This is a genomic window from Nesterenkonia salmonea (assembly GCF_005771525.1).
In the GTDB taxonomy this organism is placed as follows: Bacteria; Actinomycetota; Actinomycetes; order Actinomycetales; family Micrococcaceae; genus Nesterenkonia; species Nesterenkonia salmonea.
In genome coordinates this window covers 35,680-47,166 of the sequence record NZ_VAVZ01000029.1, presented here as the reverse complement: position 1 = coordinate 47,166, position 11,487 = coordinate 35,680, and the positions used below count along the sequence as shown (strand labels likewise).

At 58.4% G+C, this 11,487-nt stretch carries 8 protein-coding genes and 2 tRNA genes; all 10 read right to left on the bottom strand.

Annotated elements, in window-relative coordinates:
• Positions 1-183 precede the first annotated feature (183 nt).
• Positions 184-256 (bottom strand) — tRNA-Ala (locus FEF26_RS10875).
• Between the two features lie 11 nt (positions 257-267).
• Positions 268-387, bottom strand: a complete 120-nt coding sequence (locus FEF26_RS16395; RefSeq protein WP_424991737.1) for a DLW-39 family protein — start codon at positions 385-387, stop codon at positions 268-270.
• Between the two features lie 2 nt (positions 388-389).
• Positions 390-463 (bottom strand) — tRNA-Ile (locus FEF26_RS10870).
• A gap of 70 nt (positions 464-533) precedes the next feature.
• On the bottom strand, positions 534-1,085 hold the full coding sequence (locus FEF26_RS10865) for a DUF3566 domain-containing protein (protein ID WP_138253566.1): 552 nt from the start codon (positions 1,083-1,085) through the stop codon (positions 534-536).
• Positions 1,086-1,244: 159 nt separating this feature from the next.
• Positions 1,245-3,848, bottom strand: a complete 2,604-nt coding sequence (gene gyrA / locus FEF26_RS10860; protein WP_138253558.1) for a DNA gyrase subunit A — start codon at positions 3,846-3,848, stop codon at positions 1,245-1,247.
• Between the two features lie 67 nt (positions 3,849-3,915).
• Positions 3,916-6,000 (bottom strand): DNA topoisomerase (ATP-hydrolyzing) subunit B, encoded by a 2,085-nt coding sequence (gene gyrB / locus FEF26_RS10855; RefSeq protein WP_279536489.1) that lies wholly within the window; start codon positions 5,998-6,000, stop codon positions 3,916-3,918.
• Positions 6,001-6,243: 243 nt separating this feature from the next.
• Positions 6,244-6,792 carry a DciA family protein gene (locus tag FEF26_RS15755; protein ID WP_166432999.1) on the bottom strand — a complete coding sequence of 183 codons (549 nt, stop codon included), beginning with the start codon at positions 6,790-6,792 and terminating at the stop codon, positions 6,244-6,246.
• Entirely contained in the window at positions 6,785-8,014 is a 1,230-nt protein-coding gene (gene recF, locus FEF26_RS10845) for a DNA replication/repair protein RecF (RefSeq protein ID WP_138253556.1), read from the bottom strand. The genes FEF26_RS15755 and recF overlap by 8 nt, the downstream gene beginning before the upstream one ends.
• Positions 8,015-8,035: 21 nt before the next feature.
• Positions 8,036-9,163, bottom strand: a complete 1,128-nt coding sequence (gene dnaN, locus FEF26_RS10840; protein ID WP_138253555.1) for a DNA polymerase III subunit beta — start codon at positions 9,161-9,163, stop codon at positions 8,036-8,038.
• A gap of 562 nt (positions 9,164-9,725) precedes the next feature.
• Positions 9,726-11,249, bottom strand: a complete 1,524-nt coding sequence (dnaA, locus tag FEF26_RS10835; protein WP_138253554.1) for a chromosomal replication initiator protein DnaA — start codon at positions 11,247-11,249, stop codon at positions 9,726-9,728.
• Between the last annotated feature and the right edge of the window lie 238 nt (positions 11,250-11,487).

Below are 11,487 nucleotides of genomic sequence, written 5' to 3'. Positions count from 1 at the left end.
GGACCCTACATCGGCGTCAGATCAAGGATCCGGGGCCAACGTGTACACACATTCTTGCCTATAACCCACCGGAGCGACCCCAGACACGAAAGAGCCCCTCTCCAACTGAGGAGAGGGGCTCTGACCTGGGGTTTTGCTACTTTCGCGGCCCATGCGGGCGATACTCCGCATCTAACCAATCTGTGGAGCCTAGGAGACTCGAACTCCTGACATCCTGCTTGCAAAGCAGGCGCTCTACCAACTGAGCTAAGGCCCCGTAATGGGTATTTAGTTTTTTACAGCATCGGTGGCCTGGTTCCAGACCTGACGCGTTTCTTCATTCTTCTTCCACTCGCGGTACATGACAATGCCTGTGACCGCGGCTGCTACTACCAGGATTCGTTTCATAGTGGGCGTACGTGGACTTGAACCACGGACCTTCACATTATCAGTGTGACGCTCTAACCGCCTGAGCTATACGCCCGAAACCTGCTCCATCAATCGCCCGGAGAGCGACCACTACACATTACACCAGCGCTGACGAGTCCAACAAATCAGTCGTCCGTCAGAGTGACGCCGATGCCACCCACCAGAGACGCTGAGAGGTTGTACAGCACTGCCGCCAACATGGACAGCACCGTCAACAGCACCACGTTCACCACCGCGATAATGGTGGCGAAAGAGGCAATCTGGCCCACAGTGACCAGCTCCTGAAGCTGGAATCCGCCTGCGTCACCGTTGCCTCCGAGAATCTGACCTGCAAGGTCGTTGACCCGGTCGAACACACCAGTGAGGTCCATCATGGACCACAGGGTCACGGCACAGACCACGAGCATGATGCCCAGCGCCACCGAGAGCAGGAAGCTCATCTTCAGCACTGACCACGGGTCAACCTTGGAGACCAGCAGTCGAGCTTTGCGGACCTTCGCCTTAGGCGTGGGCCGCACCAGGGGCTGCGCTTGCCGTCCGGTGGCCGGACGCGCAGCAGGCTGCGGGCGAGCCACCGGTCTGCCTTGGCTGGGGCGCGGACGCGGAGCAGAGGGTCTGGGCCCCGGTGCCCCGGCGTTCTGCGGCGCGGGGGCGATCTCTTCCTTGATTGCCGGCATGTTGGTCAGCGTGGCACCACGCGGCCTAGGCGCAGGGAAGCGCCGTTTAGCCTCAGACGCGCCGGTCTGGCTCGTCTGTCCGTCGTTGCTTTCGCTCACAAAAGACCTCCATGGGCGTGAGAAGTCGTACTCATCGAGAGACCACGGTACTGCATATGACTATTCGGAGCTCTCAGAATCCTGAACCTCTACTTCAGGTGTTGCGGCTTCGTTATCAGCTGGCGTGCCTTCCGAGCCGTCCTCAGAGCCTACTTCTTCGCCTGCTGCAGCCAATGCTGCGCCGGAAGACTTGGCCACTTTGAGGATGCGGTCATTCTTACGCGGCTTCGCGAATATGACACCCATCGTGTCGCGTCCGCGCGGTGGAACGCCTGACACTGCGGAGCGAACCACGTTGCCGGAATTCATGACCACAAGCACTTCGTCGTCCTCTTCCACCACCATGGCACCGACCAGGTTGCCGCGATCCTCGACGAACTTCCCAACTTTGATACCAAGACCGCCGCGGCCCTGGATCCGGTAGTCATCGACATGGGTGCGTTTGGCGAAACCGCCCTCAGTGACGATGAACACATAGGAGTCCTCGGCGACCACATCAGCGGTGAGCAGTTCATCATCGGCACGGAACTTCATACCGGTGACACCGGAGGTCGCCCTACCCATGGGGCGAAGCGCCTGGTCAGTGGCGGTGAAACGCAGCGACTGGCCGTTCCGGGAGACCAGCATCAGGTCATCCTCAGCGGTGATCAGCTTCGCTGAGACCAGCTCATCATCCTCACGCAGGTTGATGGCGATCACGCCAGCCTGCCGGGGTGAATCGTAGTCAGTGAGCTTGGTCTTCTTCACCAAACCGGACTTGGTGGCCAGGACAAGGTAGTCGGCGTCGTCGTAGTTCTTCAGCGCTAGGACTCCAGCGATCTTCTCATCCGGTTGGAATGCCACAACATTGGCCACGTGCTGGCCCTTCGAATCACGGCCAGATTCCATGAGGTCATAGCACTTGGTGCGGTAAACCCTTCCCAGGTTGGTGAAGAACAAGATCCAGTGGTGCGTGGTGGTGACAAAGAAATGCTCGACGACGTCGTCAACCCTCAGCTGGGCGCCGCGGACTCCCTTGCCACCCCGGATTTGGGCACGGTAGTTGTCAATGCGGGTGCGCTTGACGTAACCGTCACGGGTGATGGAGACCACCACATCCTCTTCCGGGATGAGATCCTCCATGGACATGTCACCGCCGTAGCCGCGGAGAATATGAGTCCGGCGCTCGTCACCGAATTTGTCCACAATGGTGGTGAGTTCATCACTGACAATCTGCCGTTGCCGGTCCTCGCTGGCGAGGATTGCTCGGAAGTCCTCGATCATGCGCATCAGCTCGTCGTATTCGTTCTGCAGCTTCTGCCGTTCCAGACCCACCAGACGGCGCAGCTGCATGTCCACGATGGCGGTGGCCTGGCTGTCGTCAATGTCCAGCAGCCGCTTCAAGCCTTCGCGAGCCTCATCCACATTGGCCGAGCCGCGGATGGTCTCGATGACCCGGTCAATGTCATCGAGCGCTTTGAGCAGGCCGACCTTGATGTGGGCCTCCGCCTCAGCCTTGGCCAGCCGGAAGCGAGTACGCCGGACGATGACCTCGATCTGGTGTGACACCCAGTGGTGCACAAATGCGTCCAGGCTCAGCGTGCGGGGCACGCCGTCCACGAGTGCGAGCATGTTCGCGGAGAAGTTGTCCTGCAGCTGGGTGTGCTTGTACAGGTTGTTCAGGACCACCTTGGCCACGGCGTCACGCTTGAGAATGATCACCAGGCGCTGACCGGTCCGGCCCGAGGACTCATCGCGAATCTCAGCGATACCGCCGATTTTTCCGTCTTTGACCAGGGAGGCGATCTTACGGGCGAGTGCGTCAGGGTTCGCGTGGTACGGAAGCTCGGTGACCACCAGGCAGGAACGGCCCTGGAGTTCTTCCACACTGACCACTGCACGCATGGTGATGGATCCGCGGCCGGTGCGATAGGCGTCCTCAATACCCTGGGTACCCAGAATTTGGGCCCCGGTAGGGAAGTCTGGTCCCTGAACACGTTCCAGAAGGGCCTCTAGGAGCTCTTCACGTGAGGCTTGAGGATTCTGCAGGTACCACTGGACGCCTGAGGCAACCTCGCGAAGGTTGTGCGGAGGAATGTTCGTGGCCATGCCCACCGCGATGCCGGAGGAGCCATTGACCAGCAGGTTCGGGAACCTGGCGGGCAGCACTACGGGTTCTTGCTGCTTACCGTCGTAGTTGTCCTGGAAGTCAACGGTGTCCTCGTTGATGTCCCGGACCATTTCCATGGCTAGGGGGGCCATCTTGGTCTCGGTGTAACGGGGTGCGGCGGCGCCGTCGTCGCCGGGGTTTCCGAAGTTCCCTTGGCCGGTGGCCAGCGGATAGCGCATCACCCAATCCTGGATGAGCCTCACGAGGGCATCGTAGATCGCTGAGTCGCCGTGCGGGTGGTAAGAACCCATGACCTCGCCGACCACGCGTGCACACTTGTTGAACGACCGGTCGGGACGGAAGCCGCCGTCATACATGGCGTAGAGGACGCGCCGATGGACAGGCTTCAGACCGTCGCGAACGTCAGGCAGGGCACGGCCGACGATTACGGCCATCGCGTAGTCCAGATAGGACCGCTTCATCTCCGTCTGCAGATCAATCTGCCGCACACGGTCGACTTCCACGCCGGTCAAGGGGGCCGGAACGTCCGGGTTCTCTGGAGTGTTATCGCTCACGTATTCTCTTCCTTCGAGGTTTCAACAGCTGACGACGACGCCTGGGCAATCCCCAGTACGTGGTCACTCAGATATCGAGGAAACGGACGTCTTTGGCGTTCTGCTGGATGAAGTTACGCCTGGATTCGACATCTTCACCCATGAGGATGGAGAAGATCTCATCAGCTGCCGCGGCGTCTTCGACGGATACCTGGAGCAGAGTTCGGTGCTCCGGGTCCATGGTGGTTTCCCACAGTTCCGAGTAGTCCATCTCACCCAGACCCTTATACCGCTGGATACCCAGCTCTTTGGGGAGTTTCCGGCCAGCGGCACGGCCGGCCGCCAGCGCTTCATCGCGCTCACTGTCGGTAAAGACGTAGTCAGGGTCACCGCCGGTCCACTTGATCTTGTACAGCGGAGGCTGGGCGAGGAACACGTACCCGTTCTCGATAAGAGGACGCATGTAGCGGAACAGCAGCGTCAGCATCAGTGTGGTGATGTGCTGGCCGTCCACATCAGCATCGGCCATCAGCACAATCTTGTGGTAACGCAGCTTGGTGATGTCGAACTCTTCACCAATGTTGGTTCCGAATGCCGTGATCATGGACTGGACTTCCTGGTTGGACAGGGCCTTGTCCAACCGGGCCCGCTCCACGTTGAGGATCTTGCCCCGCAAAGGGAGGATGGCCTGGGTTCGCGGGTTGCGGCCGCGTTTAGCGGAACCGCCCGCAGAATCACCCTCTACCAGATAGACCTCTGATTCACTGGGGTCCTTAGACGAGCAATCGGCGAGTTTGCCCGGCATGCCGAAGGTCTCCAGCGGGGACTTACGGCGTGCCTGTTCCCGGGCCTTGCGGGCGGCCAACCGGGCTTGGGCTGCCGACTGGGCTTTACGGATGATGTCGCGCGCGGGTCCGGGATTACGTTCGAGCCAGTCGCCGAGCTGAGTGTGGACAACGCCCTGGACAAAGCCGCGAGCCTCTGAGTTGCCCAATTTGGTCTTGGTCTGACCCTCGAACTGGGGTTCGGAGAGCTTCACGGAAATCACCGCGGTGAGTCCTTCGCGGATATCCTCACCGGTGAGGTTCTCTTCTTTGTCTTTGATGTAGTTCTTATCCCGTGCGTACCGGTTGACAAGGCTGGTCATCGCAGACCGGAAGCCTTCCTCGTGCGTACCGCCCTCATGAGTGTTGATGGTGTTTGCGTAGGTGTGGACTGATTCGGAGTAGGTCAATGTCCACTGCATCGCAACTTCCGCGGCGATCCCCCGCTCGGTGTCTTCGGACTCGAAGGCAATGACGTCCTCGTGGACAGTCTCTGTCTTCTTCGCAGAGTTCAGGTGCTTGACGTAGTCCAACAGGCCATCGTCGTACTGATAGACGACCACTCGGCCTTTGGTGGTCTCAGCAAGAGCTTCTTCGTGCTCACCCGGTTCAGCAGGGGAGGGTTCTTCACCCTCAGCGAGCGGCTTTTCGGCAGCATGGTGCTGCTCAACGATCTCATCAGCGACCACCACGTTGCCGTCGATCTCCCGCTCATCCCTAAGCGTGATACGCAATCCCTTGTTGAGGAACGCCATCTGCTGGAAGCGTGCTCGCAGGGTTTCGAAGCTGAAATCAACAGTGTCAAAAATGCCTGCATCAGGGTAGAACACCTGGGTGGTTCCGGTGTCAGAAGCCTCCTTGCCCCGACTCAGTGGCACGATCGTGTCACCGCCTTCGCCGAAGACGATGGACCATTCATACCCCTGGCGACGGACGGTGGTCTCGACCCGGGAGGAGAGCGCATTGACCACAGAGATGCCCACACCGTGGAGGCCACCTGAGACGGCGTAGCCCCCGCCGCCGAACTTGCCTCCGGCATGCAGCACGGTCATGACGACTTCTACTGTGGGTTTGCCCTCAGTCGGGTGCATGTCCACAGGAATGCCACGTCCGTCGTCTTCAACGCGAACACCGCCGTCATTCTGGAGCGTGATCTCGATGTGGGAGCAGTACCCGGCCAATGCCTCATCGACGGAGTTGTCAACCACCTCGTAGACCAGATGGTGTAGGCCTCGCTCTCCAGTGGAGCCGATATACATGCCTGGACGCTTGCGAACTGCCTCGAGCCCTTCCAGGACAGTAATGTCAGATGCGCCGTAATTCCCGTAGGGGGTGTCCTGTTCACTCACTTGCAACATTCTACCGCGAAACACGCTGATTCCCGCATTTCTGCCCGGGTTTCGCGGGACTAATATGCCGCTAGGAGCCTCTCGAGGGCCTCTGGAACCGGAGATGGGATACTCGTACGGGGCCGTGGTCGTCTCTTAGGCGTCGATGCGGCATATCGTCATAGAGGCGTTTTCTCCTCCAGAGCTAGTTCAATGAACGCGCAAAAGACCGGAAAGCCCTCTCCGCAGAACGCCAGCACACGGTTATCCGTAGGTGTCACGGGGGCCTCTGCCGCGAACTGAATACCGACCCTTCTTCCAACTTGGTGCTTGCGGGCCCCGAATGTCGATCTCGGTGACAATTCCTTTGCCGAGCTCCTGTTCAAAGACATCCATGATCTTCGGTTTCATCAGCTTGAGGTTGGTCGCCCATGCTGTTGAGTCGCAGTTGACGATGACCACACCGTCTTCGAAGGTCTCCGGTCGGCAATGTTCGGCAATCGCGTCACCGACCAACTGATCCCATCTGCTGATGACAGAACCGACCGCCACTGGGGCCGTCCATCCGCGACTCCTGATCAGGGTGTTGAGTGCTTCTCCGAGCAGCTTTGGATCACGGAGGTCTTCCCGCTGCTGCGTTGACTGCCGAGCTGTGCCGCCATCGGCGGCTCGCGATACTGCCCGGGGATCGGAATTGAGCGAGAGGTTCTTTGGGGGTCTGCGCAGACGTTGTTGTCCACGGTCTTCAGCAGATTTGCGAAACCTGTTGAACAGGGTGGTGGCTGCATCGGGAACCTCTTGGTTTTCAGTCATGTTCAGCCTGAGCAGGTCCAGTGCGAGTGGCGTGGCTGATCTGGTCCACTGACTCGATTCTGTACGCATTGCTGAGCAGGGACTCAGGGACGTCGTCGTCCACCGCGGCGGTGACCATTACCTGTTCAGCACCTGTGGCAAGCTCGGCTAAGCGCCGCCTGCGGCGGGCATCAAGTTCAGCGAATACATCATCGAGGATGAGTATGGGTTCCGCGCCTGGTTGGGGGTCGTCGTCGATCATCACCCGATAGCTCGCAAGCCGCAGACTTAAGGCGTAGGACCAGGTTTCGCCATGAGAGGCGTATCCCTTGACAGGCGTCGTATCAAGGCTGAAGTCGACGTCATCCCGGTGGGGCCCGATCAGAGTAATACCTCGTTCTCGTTCTCTTTTCCGCACTGATTGCAGGCCCTGGAGAATCTGCTGCATCAATTGCTCGCTGGAAGCTTCCTCCAGTGCAGAGATATCAGTCTCCGACTGTGAAGAACGCGGGGTGGTGCGCTCCTCGCTGTCCTCATCGTGACCAGTAAGTGAGGATAGGTAGCGCATGCGTGCGGTGCGCACTGAGTGGGAAAGGTCCTGATACGCCTGACTCACATGCGGCCGGAGGGACCCAAGGACATCAAGGCGGGCCCGGAGGAGACGTCCGCCGACCTGAGCAAGTTGAGCATCCCACACCTCCAGTGTGGATTCGTGAGTGGGCGTGAACCCTTGGTGACGAATGGATTTCAGCAGTGCGTTGCGTTGCCGGAGCACCTTCCCGTACTCCAGTCCGAGTTGACCCAGCGAGGGGTGCAGCTGAACGGCCAGTGTGTCGAACAGGCGGCGCCGAACCGTGGGGGATCCCTTCACCAGTTCTAAGTCCTCCGGTGCGAAGAGCACGGTGCGTAGGATACCTAGGGCTTCCGTGGCCCTGACCGGAGATCCACGGTTGATCCGCGCTCGGTTGGATTTTCCTGGATTGATCTCAAGTTCCAGAAATGCCTCACGCCGGCCACGATGAGCTTGTGCCCGAATGATGGCCTGAGACTCACCATGGCGGATCAGCGGAGCATCATGAGTCACGCGGTGGGACGAAAGACTCGACAAATACCCCATGGCCTCGGCAATATTGGTCTTTCCTACCCCGTTGTACCCCAAAAGCACATTGGGGCCCGGGTGCAGAGTGAGGTCAGCGTCCGCGTAACTGCGGAAATTGTGCAGAATGAGGTGAGAAAGCCGCACAGTGCCTCAGAGTCTCGTCGATCAGCGGTCCTGCAAGCGCACTGGCATCAGTAGGTAGCGGAAGTCTGTTGAGTTCTCTCCCTCACCTTCCTGCTGACCAGTGATCATGGCGGGTTTGGGAGCGGAGACGAAGCTGAAGCGCAGGAATTCGGTGTCAAAGACTCCGAGCCCCTCGTTGAGATAGCTGGGATTGAAGCCTACGGTGATGGGTTCTCCACTGAGGTGGGCACCAACAGCTTCCGAGGCTGAGGCGTTGTCATCAACTCCCGCATCCAAGGTGACCTGATTGTCCTCGGTGAACTGCAGTCGGATATACCCGTTGCGTTCGGACACCAGGGACACGCGGCGTGCCGCTTCGATGAGTTCCGCAGTGTTGACCACAGCGTGGATGGGGGTTTCTTCTGGGAAGAGCTGCCGGATCTTCGGGTAGTCGCCGTCGACCAGGGTGCTTGTGGTGCGGCGCCCACCGGAGGAAAAGCCAACGAGGGCGTCGTCGTTAGAAATTGCCAAGGAGAGGTCTCCCGCTCCCGCCAAGGACTTTGCGACTTCGTTGAGGGTCTTAGCTTTGATCTGCAGCGAGGTGGAAATTGAGGGATCACTCGGACGCCACGTGATTTCCCGCATCGCCAGGCGGTACCGGTCGGTGGCGAAGAAAGTGATGGTTTCACCTTCGATTTCGAGTTTCACAGCTGTCAGCAACGGCAGCGTGTCATCTCGAGCGGCAGCTGTAATCACCTGAGAGACGGCGCGGGCAAAAGCTGAGCCGTCCACAACACCTGCAACCTCCGGTTGGGCAGGAAGATCAGGGTATTCATCCACCGGCATTGTGGTCAGCGTGAACGTTGATGACTTGCACGTCAGAATGACTTTCGTCTCTTCCAACGAGACGGTCACTGAAGCATGAGGCAGTGACTTCACAATGTCATTGAGAAGCCGCCCAGAGACGAGAACTGTGCCTTCATCGGAGACTTCCGCGTCAATGCTGAGCTGCGCGGAGACCTCATAGTCGAAGCTGGAGATCACGACTTGTTGGTCCTTGGCTGTGATGAGCAAGCCCGAAAGCACAGGAGCCGGTGGTCTGGGTGAGAGCGAACGGGCAGCCCAGGACACCGCCTCGGACAGTACGTCTCGGTCTACGGTGAACTGCACTGTGGGGCTCCCTCACAAAGTCAAGCATTCGGCCAGGTGTGTCTGAGGGACGAGCTTACAGTCTCTACCAGATATGCCGAAAGTCTTGCTTTTGACCACAACATCTAGCACCCGGGAACAGAACAGTTGCTTGTCGAGAGAATTTCTAAGTTTAAAGATCAGAGGTGGTAGTAACTGTTGTGGATTCTGTGGATAACTACTTCTTGGTGCTTGCTGGGCCTGAACGGCTTGTGCATTCGACCGTGGGTTGTTCCGGTCTGCTGTGTGAACTACACGGGGAGGATTTATGAGGGTCCCAAGGCTTCATCCCCAGATCAGGTGCAGTTATCCACAGATGTATGGAAAAGTTCCACTCACACTCCACTGGTTTATCCACAGGTGTGCATTCAGGAAGGGCCACAGTCCACCCCTACCTGTGGATATGTGAGGAAAACTGTGGAATACCGTTCTGTCAATCAGACCTGGATGCGCTCATCCCGCGGAACTACATCAGTGTGAGATGTGTACGAAGCAGTCCCGGTGCCTGTGATTCGTCCCAGCGTGGAACCCCACAAGAGATCATTTATCGACCGTGCTTGATTTTGTTGGTGAGCTCAGTCACCTGGTTGAAAACAGCCCGCCGTTCGGCCATCAGCTCACGAATCTTGCGTTCTGCGTAGATGACAGTCGTATGGTCACGTCCACCGAGCTCCTGTCCGATCTTCGGCAGCGACATCTCTGTCAGCTCACGCAGCAGGTACATGGCGATTTGCCGCGCCGTGACGAGATTACGGCTACGAGACTTCGACATGAGGTCTTCCACCGTGAACGTGTAGTACTCAGCGGTCGCGTTGATGATCTGCTGAGCGGTGATCTCTTTGGCGTGATCATCAGAAATGAGGTCTCGCATCACCTGTTCAGCCAGAGACAGATCAACCTCCTGCTTGTTCAGCGCAGAGTATGCTGTGACCCGGATGAGAGCACCCTCGAGCTCACGAATATTGGTCGAGATCTTTGAACCGATGTATTCGAGCACATCATCAGGACATGAGAAGTTCTCAGCATTGGCCTTCTTGCGCAGGATCGCGATGCGTGTTTCCAAGTCCGGTGGCTGAATATCGGTGATCAGTCCCCATTCGAACCGAGAACGCAGCCGCTCTTCGAACCCAGAGAGCCTCTTCGGGGGCTCATCGGAAGTGATGACAACTTGCTTGTTGTTGTTGTAGAGCGTGTTGAAGGTGTGAAAGAACTCCTCCACGGTTCGTTCTTTGTCCGCGAGAAACTGGATGTCATCCAGGAGCAGGATGTCCACGTTGCGGTACAGATGTTTGAAACTCGCACCCTCATCATCACGGATGGAGTTGATGAAATCATTCGTGAACTCCTCTGAGTTCACGTACCGGACCCGGATTCCGGAGTAAAGGCGCTGTGCGTAGTGGCCAATCGCATGCAAGAGGTGTGTCTTGCCCAGGCCCGAGTCACCGTAGATGAACAGCGGGTTATAGGCCTTGGCGGGTGCTTCCGCCACAGCGTTCGCTGCAGCGTGAGCGAATCGGTTCGAGGACCCGATGACGAATGTGTCGAATGTATAGCGCGGGTTCAGCCGAGAGGTCTCGTAGCTGCCGGATGTCGCCGGATCTGCAGGAGTCGGAACGGGCCGTGAGTGCGCTGCTGTTTCCGGTGTCCCCGCCGTGTAGGCCCGGTTGGGCCGCTCAGCCGGACGGAAAGGAACTGGCTCAGAGTGGGATTCCTGGCGGTGCGGCTGTGGCGAAGCCCTATGCGGGGTCGAGGCAATAGGAGCGGGGTCTTCTTTTTCCCGCTGCGCCTTGGCGAGTTCAGGGTCGATGACGTAGGCGCACAGAATGTCTTTTCCAAACACTGTGTGCAGAGCCTCAGAGAGTTCGGCCTGAAGCGTGGAGTGAAGCAGTTGACGCACTCGCTCATGCGGAACCGCGAGAAGCAGAGTATCCCCAATGAGCTGGTCTGACTGTGGAACGGCTCGGGCAACATCGGCGAGCTTCAGCCCGGTGATGCCGTGATTCTCCCGAAGTTCCGTGAGCACTTGCTGCCATTGTGAAGATACGGAGGACTTGGAGTCGGCGGACACGCTACTCCCTCATAACTGACTTGTGGTCGGGCAATCCTGTTCCGGATAGTATTCCACAAGAACTGTGGATAACGTCCTGAATCTGTGGGAATCGGTACCTGACGGGCTCTCACAAGGATGTGCGCAGCACGCTAGACGGATGAGTCAATGCGGAAACTTGACGCCAGTAGCCCTGCCCGCCTACTGTTGACAGATCACCCTGGACTATTTGCGCGCTCTTGCGCAGTTGTTTCGGGGC

Bases quoted from the DNA above. Each gene is read 5' to 3' on its own strand.
- FEF26_RS16395 (WP_424991737.1), bottom strand. From the start codon at position 387: ATGAAACGAATCCTGGTAGTAGCAGCCGCGGTCACAGGCATTGTCATG.
- FEF26_RS10865 (WP_138253566.1), bottom strand. From the start codon at position 1,085: ATGCCGGCAATCAAGGAAGAGATCGCCCCCGCGCCGCAGAACGCCGGG.
- FEF26_RS15755 (WP_166432999.1), bottom strand. From the start codon at position 6,792: ATGACTGAAAACCAAGAGGTTCCCGATGCAGCCACCACCCTGTTCAAC.